This window comes from Qipengyuania zhejiangensis, from assembly GCF_035607565.1.
Lineage (GTDB): Bacteria > Pseudomonadota > Alphaproteobacteria > Sphingomonadales > Sphingomonadaceae > Qipengyuania > Qipengyuania zhejiangensis.
In genome coordinates this window covers 302,156-317,094 of sequence record NZ_JAYKGO010000003.1, presented here as the reverse complement: position 1 = coordinate 317,094, position 14,939 = coordinate 302,156, and the positions used below count along the sequence as shown (strand labels likewise).

Sequence of the window (14,939 nt, the reverse complement as noted above, 5' to 3'; positions counted from 1 at the left end):
TTGGATCCGGATTATCCGCGGCCACGATAGGGCGATACGCCCTGATCGGGAAGCCATAGTGCAGGCGGCGGCGCATCGCTCTGCCAGAACACGTCGATCGGGATACCGCCACGCGGATACCAATAGCCCCCGATACGCAGCCAGCGGGGCTGCATCTCGTCGAACAGACGCCTGCCGATGCCGACCGTCACGTCTTCGTGGAAGCCGTTGTGATTGCGGAAGCTGCCTAGGAAAAGCTTCAGGCTTTTCGATTCGACGATCGTGTCGCCGGGGGCGTAATCGATCACGAGATGGGCGAAATCGGGTTGGCCGGTCACCGGGCACAAGGATGTGAATTCCGGCGCGGCGAACCGCACGAGATAGAGTTCACCCTTGCGGGGATTGGGCACGTAATCGAGTTCCGCCTGCTCGGGAGATGCGGGCAAGGGGCTGTTGGCCCCCAGGAACTTGGGTTGAGGTGTGTCGCTCATGCCGCGCATCTGCCGCGAATGCGCTTTCAGCGCAAGGCAGGGCTTGGAAGCGGATGCTTCAGAACCTATTCAGCGCAGCGGCGCGAGATATGTGCGCTTTCATCCACGACAGTAGATCATGTACCCGCGTCACAGCCTTCCCCTTATCGCGATTGCCCTCAGCCTTGCGGTCCCCGCTCAGGCCCAGTCGGTGCAGGATTTTTCGTTGCCACCTGCGCCATCGCCCTCGGCAAGCCCGCAGGCGCAAGGCCCGGTCGACACCGAAGGCGGTGCCGTCCCCGTGCGTCCGCGCGTAATCGGAACGGCAACCCCGGCGCCCGCACCGGCGCCATCCCCCAGCGCGGCCCCAGCGCCGCGAACGGTCGCGGCGCCCACGCCTTCGCCCACGCGCCAGGCGCCAGCCGCGGTTGCCACACCGCGCCCGACGCCCATGCAAACCACGCAGGTCGAGCGCCAACCGGTCGATCCGCGCGAATTCCCGCCTGTCCAACCCCAGGACGGCACGCCCCCGATCCCGGCCCCGCCGCCCGCCCCGCAAACCCAACAGGCACCCGCTTCGGATGAAATTGCCACCCGAGTAGAGCAGGGGACTGACTGGTCCTGGCTCGTCTGGTTGGCGGCCGTTCTGGCCGTTCTGGCGGGCGCGGCGGTGTTCTGGAAGCGGCGGCAGGCCAATGGCTCTGCGCCCGAAATCGAAAAGCCGGTCGTGGGCGGCGCTTCTTTTGGCATCGGGCCTGTGGGTGCCGGGCAGGTATCGGGTGATGCGCTGACCATTCGGTGTTCGGCGGAAAAGCTGATTCGCAGCGCCGCCTTTGCCACGCTGAAATACCGGCTGACGCTGGTGAACCGCACGGACGGCCCGCTCAGCGATGTTTCCGTCGGCATCGACCTCGTGTCGGCTCATGCGGGATCTCCGATGGAAGACCAGGTGGCCACACCGGCCACAGCGCTGGAAATCCGCCACACTCTGGCCCGCATCTCCCCGCGTCAGAACGTGACCGTGGAAGGGCAGGTCCAATTGCCGCTCGCCGGGGCGCAAGTGATCCGGCAAGGCCGCCATCCGCTGCTCGTGCCGTTGATGCGCGTGCGCGTCGATGGTGCGGGGGAAGAACCGATGGTCAAGACATTCGTGGTCGGTCAGGGGGAACCTGGCGGCGGGCGCGTGCAGCCGTTCCGTCTGGACGAAGGGCCGCGCAGCTACGCGCCCATCGCCCACCGCGAACTGGCCTGAGTCGACTTGGGGCAAGGCCAAGGCTAGTCCCGCGCCATGGACATACTGCTTTCGACCCAATCTCTCGAAGACCGGCTTGGCGCCGCAGATCTCGTCGTGATCGATGCGACGATGCACCTTCCCGACAGTGGCCGCGACGCGGAAGCCGAATTTGCCGAGAGGCATATTCCGGGCGCGCGATTTCTGAATCTGGCGACCTTTGTCGATACCGCGTCGTCGGTGCCCAAGGCGCTGCCCACGGGGCAGATTTTTGCCGACAGGCTGGGTGCGCTCGGTGTGGGGCCGGGCACACAGGTGGTTCTCTATGATGACAGCCAGATAAGAAGTTCCGCGCGCGCCTGGTTCATATTCGACCATTTCGGTTTCAAGAACGTGGCGGTCCTCGACGGGGGCCTTGCGAAGTGGCGCAGCGAAGGGCGTGCGCTGGAAACGGGCGTCACACCGGTGGCGCCCGTCGCGGTGCCCGTGCCCGAACCGCGCCGCGCCGTGCGCGCCAAGGCCGACATGCTGGACAATTGCGAAACGTCCCACGAACAGGTTGTCGACGCGCGCGATGCGGCGCGTTTTGCCGGTGAGGCGGGCAGCGGATCGGCAGGGCATATACCGGGCGCTGTGAACCTGCATTTCCCCCGGCTTTTCGCCGATGACGGTTCGTGGAAATCGGCCCCGGCCATCCGCGCCGAATTCGAAGGCGCCGGGATCGACCTGTCACGCCCGGTAACCGCCAGTTGCAACAGCGGCATGACCGCTTGCGTCCTGCTGCTGGGCTTGGAAATCGCGGGAAAAGGTGATGGCGGACTGTATGATGGCAGCTGGATGGAATGGGGCGAGGACGCCGATGTGCCGAAGGAAAAGGGGGCGGGGCGCTGACCATGGCCGGGGGTGACGACAAGAACCGCAAACCGGCGACGCGGCTGGTAACGGGCGGGCGATCGGGCAGCTTTGCCAAGGATGTGGTCAATCCGCCGGTGTGGCGGGCGAGCACGCATCTGTATGACACCTGCGAGGACCTGCGCGCGCGCCGACCGCGCAACGAGGACGGCCAGTTCTATTACGGGCGCCGCGGATCGCCGACCCAGTGGGCGCTGTGCGAAGCCTTGACCGACCTCGAGCCGGGTGCGGGGGGAACCGTGCTTTACCCCAGCGGCCTGGCCGCCATCGTCGGGGCGTTGATGGCGGTCCTGCAAAACGGTGACGTGTTGCTGGTGGCGGACAACGCCTACGATCCCACGCGCAACACCGCGATGGGCGTGCTCAAGCGGTTCGGTGTGGAACACCGGTTTTTCGATCCGCACGATCTGGCGGGCTTCGAAGCCGCCTTTTGCGAACGCACCAGGGCCGTAATGCTGGAAGTGCCCGGCAGCCTAACGATGGAAATGTGCGATATCCCCGCGCTGGCCGCGGTTGCGCGCAAACACGGCGCGGTGAGCCTGGTGGACAACACCTGGGCCACCGCACTCGGTTTCCGCGGGCTGGAGAAGGGGTGCGATATCGTCATCACCGCTCTGACAAAGCATGTCGGCGGGCATTCGGACCTGATGATGGGGGCGGCCACCGCGGGCAAGGCGTGGTATCGCCGCTTGCGGCTGGGCGCGCAGCAACTGGGCCACGTGGTATCGCCCGACGATGCCGCGCTCGCCCTGCGCGGCCTTCGCACGATGGGCCTGCGGCTGGAGCGGGAGACGCAAACGGCGCTGGCTATCGCCGAATGGCTGCAACAGCGCGTCGAGGTGGCGCACGTCCTGTGCCCGATGTTGCCGGGTTCGCCCGGCCACGATCTGTGGCAGCGCGACTTTACCGGTGGGTGCGGTCTGCTCAGCTTCGTGTTGGCGGGCCGCGACGATGCGGCTCGCTGCCGGCTGATCGACAATCTCGACCTGTTCGGGATCGGATACAGCTGGGGCGGGTTCGAAAGTCTTGCGCTGCCATTCGATGTCGAACCGGTGCGCGCGGTCATGGCCTGGCCCAAATCGGGCTGGGGGGTTGAGGACCGGTATGCCATTCGCCTATCGATCGGTCTGGAAGATGCAGACGACCTCATCGCCGATCTGGCGCGCGGCTTTGCCGCAATGGACGAAGGATAGACGTGCAAGGAGAAACCCCACCTGCAGCCGATGCCCCGACGACGGTTGAAACGCCCCCGGTAGAACAAGCGTGGAGCCTGGCGACACCCGCGGCAGAAGAAAGTTCCGTCGCCGCTTCGGAAGGCATCAGGGAAGCGGTCAGTTCCAAGAGCGAAACGGCGGGTTCCATCGTGGACACGCTGGACGCGCTGGCGTTCAGCGCCGGGGATTTCCGGCTTTCGCTGTTCGATGTGCTGATCGTTGCGTTGATTATTTTCGGCCTGATAGTGTTTGCGTGGTTCGTAAGCAGGCTCATCCGGCGTTCGGTGCGGCGCATCACCAAGCTCGACGACACGCAGCAATTGCTGGTCGAGAAGGTTGTCACGATCGTCATCTGGGCGGCAGCGTTCTTCCTCGGCATCGATTTGCTGGGCATCGATCTGACGGCGTTGGCGGTGTTTTCCGGCGCCTTCGGCCTGGCCATCGGTTTCGGCCTTCAGAAGACGTTCGGTAACCTCATCGCAGGCATCATCCTGCTGATGGACCGCTCGATCAAACCGGGGGACGTTATCGCGGTGACCGACATGGCGGGTAACGAAAGCTTCGGCCAGATCCGCAAGATCGGCATTCGCGCAGTATCGGTGACCACGCGTGACCAGCGCGAATACTTGATCCCGAACGAAAATCTGATGATCAACCAGGTCGAAAACTGGTCCTATTCATCGAAGAATGTCCGGATGCAGGTGCCCGTCGGCGTCAGCTATTCGGCGGACATGAAGCTTGCCGAAGAACTGATGCTGGAAGCGGCAAGGGCGTGCGACCGGGTGCTGCAGGCACCGCCGCCCACCGTGTGGATGCAAGGTTACGGCGACAATTCGGTCAATTTCGTGATCCATTGCTGGATCGACGATCCCGAAGAAGGCGTGGGCAATGTGCGATCGGCCGTGCTGAAGAAGCTGTGGTGGCTGTTCAAGGAAAACGACATCGAAATTCCCTTCCCGCAGCGGGACATTCACCTGCGCACCAGCGACCAGCTCGAACGTCTTTTTGCGGCCATGGGAAAGGGTGAAAGCTCTGCCGTGGTTGCAAAAGAATAGGTTGCCGCGCCGGAAGGTCCGATTTCAAAATTACAGCTACTTTGTCGGACACGCATTCTGATTGGCGTGATCGGTTGGCGCCGATCATCTTGGCGTCATGGCAAAAACCGGAACCATATTCCTCGTTGGCGCGGGGCCGGGCGATCCCGATCTCCTGACGATCCGCGCCGCACGGCTGATCGAACGCGCGCGCATCATCGTTCATGACGGGTTGGTAGATCCCGCCATTCTGGCGATCGCGCGACCCGATGCCGAACGCATCAGCGTGGCAAAACGCCGATCACAACACACCATGCCCCAGGAAGACATCAACGCGCTGCTGGTCCAGATCGCGCGTTCGGGCGAGGACGTGGTGCGGCTGAAAGGCGGCGATCCGTTCGTGTTCGGTCGTGGCGGCGAAGAGGCGGAAGCCGCGCGTGCCGCCGGCATTGCCGTTGAAATCGTCCCCGGTATCAGCGCGGCGAACGGCGCCGCCGCAGCGGCCCAGATCGCGCTTACGCACCGCGATGCGTCGAGCATCGTCAGCTTCGTGGCGGGCCAGTGCAAGGGCCTGAAGGAACAGGATTGGGCCGGGTTGGCTGGCAAGGGCCGCACCCTGGTGATCTACATGGGCGTCAAGACGGCACCCCTCATCGCGGAAAAACTGATGGAAGACGGGCTTGCCCCCGATATGCCGGTGGCGGTGATCGAAAATGGCACCCGCCCCGAAATGCGCGTGCTGCGCGGTTTGCTGGCCGGCCTTCCCGACCTTGTCGAGCGCGAACGGGTGGTCAGCCCCGCGTTGATCGTGATCGGTGACGTAACCGCGCGCGGCGATGCCGTCATCGCCTTCGCGGCGCAGGAGGCGGCACGATGAAACTGCTTACCGGAAACGATCTGAAGACCGGAGCGGTCACCTGGTGGAGCGGGACCGACTGGTCGATCCATGTGGAAGACGCCGTCGATGTGGCCGGCCACGAGGACGAGATCGCGCGGCGCGAGGAAGCGGCACGCCGCGTCAACGCACCCTATATCGTCGATGCCGAGGTGAACCAGGGCACCCCCCGTCCGGTGCATATCAAGGAACGCGTACGCGCACTTGGCCCAACCGTCCGACCCGACCTGACCCTCAAGCCGGCCGATCCCGATATCGGTAACTGGGTGATCTGATGTACAAGTATGACAACTACGACCAGGCGATGGTCGATGCCCGTGTCGAGGAATTCCGCGACCAGGCGCGTCGCCGCCTCGAAGGCAAGATCACCGAAGACCAGTTCAAGCCGTTGCGGCTCATGAACGGTCTCTATCTCCAGCTTCACGCCTACATGCTGCGCGTTGCGATCCCGTATGGCACGCTCGACAGCCGCCAGATGCGCGCGCTGGCCGATATCGCGGACAAGTATGACCGCGGGTACGGCCACTTCACGACCCGTCAGAATATCCAGTACAACTGGATCAAGCTGGAAGAGGCGGCCGACATCCTGGCCGATCTCGCCAAGGTGGAAATGCACGCCATCCAGACCAGCGGCAACTGCATCCGCAACATCAGTTCGGACCATTTTGCAGGCGCGGCGGCGGACGAACTGGTCGACCCGCGCCCCTATGCCGAACTGCTGCGCCAATGGTCGAGTTTCCATCCGGAATTCAGCTATCTGCCCCGCAAGTTCAAGATCGCGGTGATCGCCAGCGAACGCGATCGTGCAGCCATGCGGTTGCACGACATCGGCATCCAGATCGTAAAGCAGGATGGCGAACTGGGTGCGGCGTTCTATGTCGGCGGGGGCATGGGCCGTACGCCGATGATCGCCCCCTGCATCAACCCCTTCGTCCCGCTGGACCAGCTGGTGACCTATTGCGAGGCTGCGCTGCGGGTCTACAACCGCCACGGCCGCCGCGACAACAAGTACAAGGCGCGCATCAAGATCCTGGTCCATGAACTGGGGGCGGAGGAATACACCCGTCAGGTCGACGAGGAGTACGCCCACCTGCTCGAACAGGGGATCGAACCGCCGCTGGCCGAACTGGACCGCATCCGCTCCTATTTCGAAGACCCGCTTTTCGACATCAACGCGTCGACCGACGTGGACCGCTCGGACCCAGATTTTGCGCTGTGGGTCGATCGCAACACCGTGCCGCATAAGGCACCGGGTCATGTGTCGGCGGTCATCAGTCTCAAGCCTGTCGGAGGAATTCCGGGCGATGCGACAGCCGAGCAGATGCGCCTCATGGCCGATCTGGCGAAGGATTATTCGTTCGACGAACTGCGCGTCATGCACACGCAGAACATCGTCTTGCCGCACGTCCGCATGTCCGACTTGCACGCGCTGTGGACGGCGCTGGACGAGGCCGGTCTCGGCAGCCCTAATCTGGACACGGTGGAAGACATCATCGCTTGTCCCGGGCTGGATTATTGCAGCCTTGCCAACGCGCGTTCGATACCGGTGGCGCAAAAGATCGCGCAGCGGTTTGCCGATAACGGCAAGACCGGCACGCTGGGCGAACTGAAGCTGAAGATTTCCGGCTGCATCAACGCGTGTGGCCACCATCACGCGGGTCACATCGGCATCCTGGGCGTCGATCGCAAAGGCGTCGAGAATTACCAGCTCCTGCTCGGCGGGAGCGAGGCGGAAGATGTCAGCCTGGCCAAGATTACCGGCCCCGGTTTCGACGAAGACGGCATCGTCGATGCGGTCGAGACCGTGACCGGCGTCTATGAAAGCGAACGCCAGGACGGCGAACGCTTTCTCGACACCTATCGCCGCATCGGCATGAACCCATTCAAGGAGGCGCTCTATGGCTGATACGCTGCGCTATCGCGACGACGAGCCGGTGGATCATCCCGCTGTGACGGTGGATTCCTTCGTCGATCAGTCAAACGCCACTGCCGTGCGGATCGAGCCGGGCGACGACGCTCGTGCGCTTGTCCCGCACCTCGAGCGGCTGGCGCTGGTCGAAGTGAACTTTCCCGCCTTCGGTGACGGGCGCGGGTATTCCTCCGCCCGCATCCTGCGCGAAGCGGGATACGATGGCGAATTGCGCGCCGTGGGCGATGTTCTGGTCGATCAGCTGGCGTATATGCGCCGCTGCGGGTTCGACGCATTCGAACCCGATCAGCAGTTCAGCACCGATGATGTCGATGCCGCGTTTGCGCGCTGGCCCGATGTCTATCAATCGGCGGCGGACGATCGCACCCCGATCTGGACGCGCCGTCACGGATGAACGAACAGCGCGCCATTGATCGTATCGATACCGGACCCCGCTTTTCCGAGCAGGACGCCATTCGCCTGAACCGGATGTTTCGCGGCAGCGATACGGAAGAATGGCTGGAAGCGGTTATCGCGACCGAACTGGTGGGCGATGTGGCCATTGTTTCCAGCTTCGGCGCGGAAAGCGCCGTGTTGCTGCACCTGGTTGCCAGCATCGATGCGCGCGTGCCGGTGCTGTTCCTCGATACCGGCAAGCATTTTCCCGAAACGCTTGCCTATCGTGATGAACTGGCCAGCCGGCTGAACCTCAATCTGGTGAACCTCTATCCCGAAATTTCGGACCTTACGGCACGCGACGAAAGCGGCCTGCGCTGGTCCTACGATCCCGATGGGTGCTGCGAACTTCGCAAGGTCAAGCCGCTGGCCAAGGCATTGGCGCAATTCGATGCCAGCTTCACCGGCCGAAAGGCCTTCCAGTCGAGCACGCGGGCGAACCTGCCGCGCTTTGAAGTGGACACGTCCGATCCGCAAGGACGGCTCAAGATCAACCCGCTGATCGACTGGTCGGCGCAGGATATCGCCGCGTATATGACGAACCATGATCTGCCGCGCCATCCGCTGGTGGAACGCGGTTTTCCTTCGATTGGCTGTTCACCCTGCACGCGCCCGGTGGGCGAAGGCGAAGACCCGCGTGCGGGCCGCTGGTCGGGTTGGGACAAGGTGGAATGCGGCATCCACGAACCGGGCGAAGAACCCTTCCTGTAAAACAGTTCGGGCGCCGCGCACATGGCGCCGCGCCCGATCCGTACGTGCGGTAAAGCTTCAGGCTTCGACGCGTTCGATGGTGTGGCTTTCGCCGGTCTTCTGGTCGACCGACGTCCAAACGCCATCGTCGCCGATGGTTTCGTCGCTGCATTCCTGCTCGGCGCCTTCTTCATCCTTGGTCGTGCAGAAGACTGCAGGAGATTTCTGTTCCCAGGTGCCGGTCTGGTCGGCTTCGCCTTCGGTCATGTTGGTATAGGTGCCGTCTTCGCGCACTTCCTGCGTGAAGAACTTGCCTTCGGCGTCGATGACCTTGAACGTGCCGGTCGATGGGTTGCCATCGGCTGCGACAAGGGCGACCGTTTCCACTGCTGCGGTTTCGGTTGCCTCGGCAACGGGTTCCTGTTCCGCCTGCGAACAGGCGGCGAGCGCGACAACGGCTGCCGCGATTACAAATTTACGCATATATGAATTTCCCTAAGCGAGTTTCTGACAGGGCAGTTTCTGCCCGCGACTCGCGACCCCTGGGGCACGCTACACAGAAACTCGCGCTGTGGCGAATTGGCCTTAAAGCCAGCCTTCGCGGCGGTACCATTCGGCAGTCTGCGCCAGGCCTTCGTCGCCCGGAATTTGCGGCGTCCAGACCGCTTCTGGCACGCGTTTGCCTGAACGGGCCACCCAATTGGGGTGGCACATGTATCCCACCCGGTCGGCTGTGAGCCGTGCCTTGTCCCCGCGCACAAGCCGGTCGATCCTCGCGGCGCCTTCCAGCACCGCCTTGGGCAAATTGGGGGCAAAGACGCGGCGGTTCACAGCCGCACCGATCGCGGTGGCCAATTCGCCATGCGACCAGCCGCCATCGCGCCCATCGTCGGGTTCGAACATGCGCCGACGCACCAGCGCAGGTTCGGCATCGACAAGATCGAGCAGAAGGCGGGCAAGGTCATCGACGTGGATGATCGAACTGGCGCCGCGCGGCGGCAAGGGAACGAAGCCCAGCTTCGCGGTGCGGAACATCTCGAAATAATCCACGTCGCGCGGGCCATAGACACCCGGCGGGCGCACGATGGTCCAGTCCAACCCGCTTTGCTCAACCACCGCTTCGGCCTTGGCCTTGGATGCCCCATAGGCCGACAGGCCGGGTTCCCGCGCCGAGAGCGAGGAGACAAAGACAAGCCGTTTGATCCGGGCGGCCCTAGCCCCTTCGAGGACCGACACCGTGCCGCCGACGTTGGCCGCTTCGAACGTGGCAGGATCGGGCGTGTTGGTAAGTCCCGCGACATGCAGGACCGATGTTGCCCCTTCGCAAAGCCGGTGCAGCGATGCGGTGTCCGACAGGCTGCCTTCGACCCAGGTCACGTTGCTGCGCGCTGGTTGCTCCCTGCGGGTCAGCGCGCTCACCGAAAGCCCGCGCCGTTCCGCCTCATCGAGGACGGCCTGCCCGACAAATCCGGTTGCGCCTGTCAGGGCGATGGTCACGCGCGCACCATGTGATCGCGGTGGACGACGGCGGCGCGCGGCGCATAGCCGAGCCGCTGGGCCTGCTGGTCTTCGCGCAATCCCAGAATCGCCCGGCATTCGGCGGCCGTGTATTCAACCAGCCCCTGACCCAGTCGTTCACCCTTGGGTCCGTGAATGGCGACCAGATCCCCGCGGGAAAATTCGCCTTCGATGTCGGTAAGGCCTGCCGCCAAGAGGCTGGCGCCGTTGTCCAGCGCGTGCGCGCATCCCGCATCGACGCTGACGACACCCGAAGGCGCCAGGCGGCCACCGAGCCAAGCCTTGCGGGCGCTGGCATCGGCCTGCGGCATGAACAGGGTGCCGATCCCGTTATCGAGCGCACGCGCAATGGGTGCCGGATAGGTGCCGTTGACGATGGCGAGCGCGATGCCCGCCCGTTCGGCAATGCGCGCGGCCTGAAGCTTGGCCAGCATCCCGCCCGAACCGAGGCCCGACGAAGAGGCGCTGCTGGCCATGGCAATGATTTCGGGTGTCACGCCTTCGACCCGGTCGATGCGTTGCGCGCCCGTTTCGCGCGGATCGCGATCGTACAAGCCGTCGACATCGGAAAGCAGCATGACGGCATCGGCACCGGCAGCCTGCGCCACGCGCGCTGCCAGCCGGTCGTTGTCCCCGAACCGGATTTCTTCGGTCGCGACGCTATCGTTTTCGTTCACGACGGGGATCGCACCGGCTTCGAGCAGCCGCGCAAGCGTGGCCGAGGCGTTGAGATACCGCCGCCGGTCTTCGAGATCACCGATGGTGACCAGCATTTGCGCCGCCGTGATGCCGTGCCGGTCCAGCGCGTCCGACCACAGGCGGGCAAGTTCGACCTGACCAACCGAAGCTGCGGCCTGCGCATCGGCGAGGCTTCCGCGCCCGCCCTTGGCCAGACCCAGCTTCGCCGCGCCCAGTGCGATGGCACCCGACGACACCACGATCACTTCGCACGATTGCCGCAAGCGGGCGATTTCATCGGCGAGGGTGGCAAGCCATTGCGTGCGCGGCCGACCTTGTTCGACGAGCAGCGCCGAGCCGATCTTGATCACCAGGCGCCGGGCCGTGCGCAGATCGCCAAGTGCGGAAACGGGTGTCATGGCCATCGTTGCTGTTGCGTTCCCGTCAGAGAGGGGACCAGTCGGCCGCATCGGCCTCGTCTTCGACTTCCTCGGCCTGCGTTTCCGTCGACGTGCGGTCGGGCAGATAGGACAGGACGTGGTCGAGCAGTTCGGGAATGCCCTGGCCGGTCGCACCGGAAATCGGGAACACCTTGGCGGCGCCGGCGGCCAGCAGTTCGTCGGCGAAGGCGTCGCCCAGCTCGCTGTCGGCAAGGTCGAGCTTGTTCAGCGCGACCAGCTGGGGCTTGTCCAGCAGGCCCGCGCCATACGCTTCGAGTTCCGAATTGACCGTGCGATACGCGTCTGCCGGATCGTCGCCCGCGATGTCGATCAGGTGGATCAGCACGCGGCACCGTTCGATATGACCGAGGAACCGGTCACCGATGCCTGCGCCATCCGCCGCGCCTTCGATCAGCCCGGGAATGTCGGCAATCACGAATTCGCGACCCTTGTGGGTCACGACACCCAGCTTGGGTACCAGCGTGGTGAAGGCGTAATGCCCGACCTTCGCCTTGGCGTTCGATACCTGGTTGATGAAGGTGGACTTGCCCGCGTTGGGAAGGCCGAGCAGGCCGACGTCGGCCAGCAGTTTCAGCCGCAGCCATACCCACATCTCCTCGCCCGGTTCGCCGGGCTGGTGCTGGCGCGGGGCGCGGTTGGTGCTGGACTTGTAGCTGGCGTTGCCGCGACCGCCCATGCCGCCTTCCATGAAGACGATCTGCTGGCCGACCTCGGTGAAATCGGCGAGGATTTCTTCCTTGTCTTCCGACAGGACCTGCGTGCCCACGGGGACCTTGATGACGAGATCGGGTGCGCCCGCGCCGGTGCGGTCACGGCCCTGGCCATGCGATCCACGCTTTGCCTTGAAATGCTGCGAATAGCGGAAGTCGATGAGGGTGTTCAGGCCCTGCACCGCTTCAAACACGATATCGCCGCCCTTGCCGCCGTTGCCGCCGTCGGGTCCGCCATATTCCACGTATTTTTCACGGCGGAAGCTGACAGCACCAGGGCCGCCCCCGCCGGACTTGAGATAGATCTTGGCTTGGTCGAGGAAATGCATGGGAAGCGCCTTAGGCGGTTTTGCCGGTCAAGGCGAGAGATGGAAGGGGTGAGGGTGTGGTGCCGGCTACAGGATTCGAACCCGTGGCCCCCTGATTACAAATCAGGTGCTCTACCAACTGAGCTAAGCCGGCACGCGATTGCGCCTTTCGTTCACAGCGCGCCGAATGTCCAGCCCTCCGTTTGCGCGATCTGCCCGGTGAGGCCCGGCGGGTCCCAGCGGCGCCGGTCGTGCGCCACCTTTCGCAACCACGCCGCGGTCAGCAGGGCATCTGTAGAATGGTCGTCGATAGGGCCATCGCCATGAACCGGGGCTGAGCCGAGTGCGGCCAGCGCTTCGTTGAGTTCAGCAAAGCTGCGCATCTTGGCCTTGCCCGCGCCGCGCCCGGCTTCGCGTGCGGCCAGGCTGGTGTAGATTTCGACCAGCACCGATCCGTTCGCAGGCAAGGGATCGATGGGCCATACCGGAAGATGTCCGCGCAGGCGGTGAAGCATGCGCATGCCCGTGAGACTGGATTTGCCCACCTGCGCCGCCCCGACAAGGTTGAAGTTGCTGACCGGTCTGACCCCGGAAGATCGTTGCGCGTCCTCCGCCTTGCGAAAGCGCCCTTCGCGGGTCGGCGCAGCGGGATGATGAAACCGGTCGCCCGTACTGTCCTTGCCATGGCGAAAATACCGGGATGCCTGCGGGTGCGCGACAAAGCTCGTCGCCTCGAGATGGGGGTCGCCCGCGCACACGGTGTCGATCAGACGCCACAGTTCCTTCGCATCGCGCGGGCTTTGCGACCATTCGGGGAAGTAGGCGTCGCAATCGGCAAAGGGCAGGGCAATGCCGAGGTCGATCCCGATCAGCGTGTATGGAGGTAATTCGTCGCGCAGCACCGACAGCACGTCTTCGCGGCTCCAACCGTGGTCGACGAGGACCGGCGGTCCGCCATCGCCATGCGCCACCGCCAGCGCGATTCCCTTCTGGACCGCGCCCTTCGCGCCCGACCAGTCGATGGCAACGAAGTGTTCGAACCTAGTCACGCCCGTGGTCGCGATCCCGCCGCAGTTTGTCCCAGTAATCCAGCCGCTTGGTCACTTCGCGTTCGAACCCGCGCTCGACCGGTTCGTAATAGGTCTGCGGTTCCATTTCGTCCGGCCAGTAATTGTCGCCCGAAAACCCTTCGTCGGCATCGTGATCGTAGCTGTAGCCCGATCCGTAGCCGATATCCTTCATCAGCTTGGTCGGCGCGTTGAGGATGTTCTGTGGGGGCATCAGGCTGCCGGTTTCCCGGGCGCTTTTGAAGGACGCCTTCTGCGCCTTGTACACCGCGTTGGATTTGGGTGCGGTGGCCAGATAGGTGCAGGCCTGCACCAGGGCCAGTTCGCCTTCGGGACTGCCCAGGAATTCATAGGCATCCCTGGCCGCCATGCACTGCACCAGCGCCTGCGGGTCGGCCATGCCGATATCCTCGATCGCCATGCGGACCAGCCGGCGGGCCAGAAAGCGCGGCTCTTCTCCGGCGGTGAGCATGCGTGCCAGATAATAGAGCGAAGCCTGCACATCGCTGCCGCGCACCGCCTTGTGCAGCGCGGAAATGAGGTTGTAATGGCCTTCGCGATCCTTGTCGTACACGGCGACGCGGCGCTGGAGGAACCTGCCCAGACCCGCCGGATCGAGCGGGTCGGCGATCTGCGCGTTGTAGAGGGTTTCCGCCTGGTTGAGCAGGAAACGTCCATCGCCGTCGGCACTTGCCACCAGTGCGTCACGTGCCGGGGGCGTGAGGGGAAGGGGGCCTTCGAGGTCTTCCGCCCGATCGAGCAGCTGGCCCAGCGCGTCGTGATCGAGCCGTTGGAGGATCAGCACCTGCGCCCGACTGAGCAACGCCGCGTTGAGCGCGAAGCTGGGGTTTTCGGTCGTCGCGCCAACCAGCGTTACCGTGCCGCGTTCGACGAAGGGCAGGAAGCCATCCTGTTGCGCCCGGTTGAAGCGGTGAATTTCGTCCACGAACAACACGGTCCGCTGGCCGGCTTCGGCGGCCTTGTCGGCAGCCGCGAACGCTTTCTTGAGGTCCGCCACGCCCGAAAACACCGCGCTTACGCTTTCGAACCGCATCCCGACACTGTCGGCCAGCAGCCGGGCAATGGTGGTCTTTCCGGTACCCGGCGGGCCCCACAGGATCATGCTGGAAAGTTTGCCCGCGGCCACCATGCGCCCGATTGCGCCTTCGGGCCCCGTAAGATGGTCCTGCCCGATGACCGCATCGAGCGTGGCGGGGCGCAGCCGGTCCGCCAGCGGTGCGTCTTCGCGCACCTGCCCTTGCGGGCCGGTTGCATGCGGAATGCTGTCAGGAAACAGGTCAGCCATGCGAGGCTATCTAGGGCGGCTGCGCGGAAAATCCATCATGGGACTTGTGTTGGTCGCATTAAGATATATCTTAGACCTATCGTGACACTTACGAAAGAAAG

17 protein-coding genes and 1 tRNA gene are annotated in these 14,939 nt (G+C 64.2%); 9 read left to right on the top strand and 9 right to left on the bottom strand.

From position 1 onward, the window contains the following. Window positions 1-11 precede the first annotated feature (11 nt). Complete coding sequence (queF, locus tag VR863_RS09260) at window positions 12-479, bottom strand: preQ(1) synthase (RefSeq protein WP_324828180.1); 468 nt, start codon at window positions 477-479, stop codon at window positions 12-14. Window positions 480-647: 168 nt separating this feature from the next. Continuing rightward, on the bottom strand, window positions 648-902 hold the full coding sequence (locus VR863_RS09255; protein ID WP_324828179.1) for a hypothetical protein: 255 nt from the start codon (window positions 900-902) through the stop codon (window positions 648-650). Between VR863_RS09255 and VR863_RS09250 the strand changes: the two genes are divergently transcribed. From VR863_RS09250 to VR863_RS09210, 9 genes are all read left to right on the top strand, one after another. After that, window positions 901-1,701 (top strand): hypothetical protein, encoded by an 801-nt coding sequence (locus tag VR863_RS09250; RefSeq protein ID WP_324828178.1) that lies wholly within the window; start codon window positions 901-903, stop codon window positions 1,699-1,701. The two genes, VR863_RS09255 and VR863_RS09250, sit on opposite strands and share 2 nt — an antisense overlap. Window positions 1,702-1,737: 36 nt before the next feature. After that, on the top strand, window positions 1,738-2,571 hold the full coding sequence (locus tag VR863_RS09245; protein ID WP_324828177.1) for a sulfurtransferase: 834 nt from the start codon (window positions 1,738-1,740) through the stop codon (window positions 2,569-2,571). Window positions 2,572-2,573: 2 nt separating this feature from the next. Then, a complete protein-coding gene (gene metC, locus VR863_RS09240; protein WP_324828176.1) occupies window positions 2,574-3,785 on the top strand; it encodes a cystathionine beta-lyase in 1,212 nt (403 codons plus the stop codon). A gap of 2 nt (window positions 3,786-3,787) precedes the next feature. Next, on the top strand, window positions 3,788-4,861 hold the full coding sequence (locus VR863_RS09235) for a mechanosensitive ion channel family protein (protein WP_324828175.1): 1,074 nt from the start codon (window positions 3,788-3,790) through the stop codon (window positions 4,859-4,861). A gap of 97 nt (window positions 4,862-4,958) precedes the next feature. Then, the gene (cobA, locus tag VR863_RS09230; RefSeq protein WP_324828174.1) at window positions 4,959-5,717 is read left to right on the top strand and encodes a uroporphyrinogen-III C-methyltransferase; all 759 of its coding nucleotides are present in this window, start codon (window positions 4,959-4,961) and stop codon (window positions 5,715-5,717) included. Further along, the gene (locus tag VR863_RS09225) at window positions 5,714-6,010 is read left to right on the top strand and encodes a DUF2849 domain-containing protein (protein ID WP_324828173.1); all 297 of its coding nucleotides are present in this window, start codon (window positions 5,714-5,716) and stop codon (window positions 6,008-6,010) included. Before cobA ends, VR863_RS09225 begins: the two co-directional genes overlap by 4 nt. Then, entirely contained in the window at window positions 6,010-7,641 is a 1,632-nt protein-coding gene (locus VR863_RS09220; RefSeq protein WP_324828172.1) for a nitrite/sulfite reductase, read from the top strand. The genes VR863_RS09225 and VR863_RS09220 overlap by 1 nt, the downstream gene beginning before the upstream one ends. Then, window positions 7,634-8,059, top strand: a complete 426-nt coding sequence (locus VR863_RS09215; protein WP_324828171.1) for a DUF934 domain-containing protein — start codon at window positions 7,634-7,636, stop codon at window positions 8,057-8,059. The genes VR863_RS09220 and VR863_RS09215 overlap by 8 nt, the downstream gene beginning before the upstream one ends. After that, window positions 8,056-8,811 carry a phosphoadenylyl-sulfate reductase gene (locus tag VR863_RS09210; protein ID WP_324828170.1) on the top strand — a complete coding sequence of 252 codons (756 nt, stop codon included), beginning with the start codon at window positions 8,056-8,058 and terminating at the stop codon, window positions 8,809-8,811. The genes VR863_RS09215 and VR863_RS09210 overlap by 4 nt, the downstream gene beginning before the upstream one ends. A gap of 57 nt (window positions 8,812-8,868) precedes the next feature. Here the strand turns inward: VR863_RS09210 and VR863_RS09205 are convergent, their stop codons facing one another. The 7 genes from VR863_RS09205 to VR863_RS09175 all read right to left on the bottom strand — a co-directional run bounded on the left by VR863_RS09205 (window position 8,869) and on the right by VR863_RS09175 (window position 14,838). Next, window positions 8,869-9,273: a hypothetical protein gene (locus VR863_RS09205; protein WP_324828169.1), complete on the bottom strand. Its 405-nt coding sequence runs from the start codon at window positions 9,271-9,273 to the stop codon at window positions 8,869-8,871. A gap of 102 nt (window positions 9,274-9,375) precedes the next feature. Next, window positions 9,376-10,287: an NAD-dependent epimerase/dehydratase family protein gene (locus VR863_RS09200; RefSeq protein WP_324828168.1), complete on the bottom strand. Its 912-nt coding sequence runs from the start codon at window positions 10,285-10,287 to the stop codon at window positions 9,376-9,378. Continuing rightward, window positions 10,284-11,411: a glutamate 5-kinase gene (proB, locus tag VR863_RS09195; RefSeq protein ID WP_324828166.1), complete on the bottom strand. Its 1,128-nt coding sequence runs from the start codon at window positions 11,409-11,411 to the stop codon at window positions 10,284-10,286. The genes VR863_RS09200 and proB overlap by 4 nt, the downstream gene beginning before the upstream one ends. Window positions 11,412-11,430: 19 nt before the next feature. Beyond that, complete coding sequence (gene obgE, locus VR863_RS09190; RefSeq protein WP_324828165.1) at window positions 11,431-12,486, bottom strand: GTPase ObgE; 1,056 nt, start codon at window positions 12,484-12,486, stop codon at window positions 11,431-11,433. A gap of 57 nt (window positions 12,487-12,543) precedes the next feature. Beyond that, window positions 12,544-12,619, bottom strand: a tRNA-Thr gene (locus VR863_RS09185). Window positions 12,620-12,638: 19 nt separating this feature from the next. Next, a complete protein-coding gene (locus VR863_RS09180; RefSeq protein ID WP_324828164.1) occupies window positions 12,639-13,514 on the bottom strand; it encodes a hypothetical protein in 876 nt (291 codons plus the stop codon). Further along, entirely contained in the window at window positions 13,507-14,838 is a 1,332-nt protein-coding gene (locus VR863_RS09175; RefSeq protein WP_324828163.1) for a replication-associated recombination protein A, read from the bottom strand. Before VR863_RS09175 ends, VR863_RS09180 begins: the two co-directional genes overlap by 8 nt. Between the last annotated feature and the right edge of the window lie 101 nt (window positions 14,839-14,939).

Excerpts from the sequence above, each read along its gene's own strand:
- VR863_RS09250 (WP_324828178.1), top strand. The coding sequence starts at position 901 with ATGCAAACCACGCAGGTCGAGCGCCAACCGGTCGATCCGCGCGAATTC.
- queF (WP_324828180.1), bottom strand. The coding sequence starts at position 479 with ATGCGCGGCATGAGCGACACACCTCAACCCAAGTTCCTGGGGGCCAAC.
- VR863_RS09255 (WP_324828179.1), bottom strand. The coding sequence starts at position 902 with ATGGGCGTCGGGCGCGGTGTGGCAACCGCGGCTGGCGCCTGGCGCGTG.
- proB (WP_324828166.1), bottom strand. The coding sequence starts at position 11,411 with ATGGCCATGACACCCGTTTCCGCACTTGGCGATCTGCGCACGGCCCGG.
- VR863_RS09220 (WP_324828172.1), top strand. The coding sequence starts at position 6,010 with ATGTACAAGTATGACAACTACGACCAGGCGATGGTCGATGCCCGTGTC.
- VR863_RS09245 (WP_324828177.1), top strand. The coding sequence starts at position 1,738 with ATGGACATACTGCTTTCGACCCAATCTCTCGAAGACCGGCTTGGCGCC.
- VR863_RS09215 (WP_324828171.1), top strand. The coding sequence starts at position 7,634 with ATGGCTGATACGCTGCGCTATCGCGACGACGAGCCGGTGGATCATCCC.
- VR863_RS09205 (WP_324828169.1), bottom strand. The coding sequence starts at position 9,273 with ATGCGTAAATTTGTAATCGCGGCAGCCGTTGTCGCGCTCGCCGCCTGT.
- VR863_RS09175 (WP_324828163.1), bottom strand. The coding sequence starts at position 14,838 with ATGGCTGACCTGTTTCCTGACAGCATTCCGCATGCAACCGGCCCGCAA.
- VR863_RS09225 (WP_324828173.1), top strand. The coding sequence starts at position 5,714 with ATGAAACTGCTTACCGGAAACGATCTGAAGACCGGAGCGGTCACCTGG.
- metC (WP_324828176.1), top strand. The coding sequence starts at position 2,574 with ATGGCCGGGGGTGACGACAAGAACCGCAAACCGGCGACGCGGCTGGTA.
- obgE (WP_324828165.1), bottom strand. The coding sequence starts at position 12,486 with ATGCATTTCCTCGACCAAGCCAAGATCTATCTCAAGTCCGGCGGGGGC.
- cobA (WP_324828174.1), top strand. The coding sequence starts at position 4,959 with ATGGCAAAAACCGGAACCATATTCCTCGTTGGCGCGGGGCCGGGCGAT.
- VR863_RS09210 (WP_324828170.1), top strand. The coding sequence starts at position 8,056 with ATGAACGAACAGCGCGCCATTGATCGTATCGATACCGGACCCCGCTTT.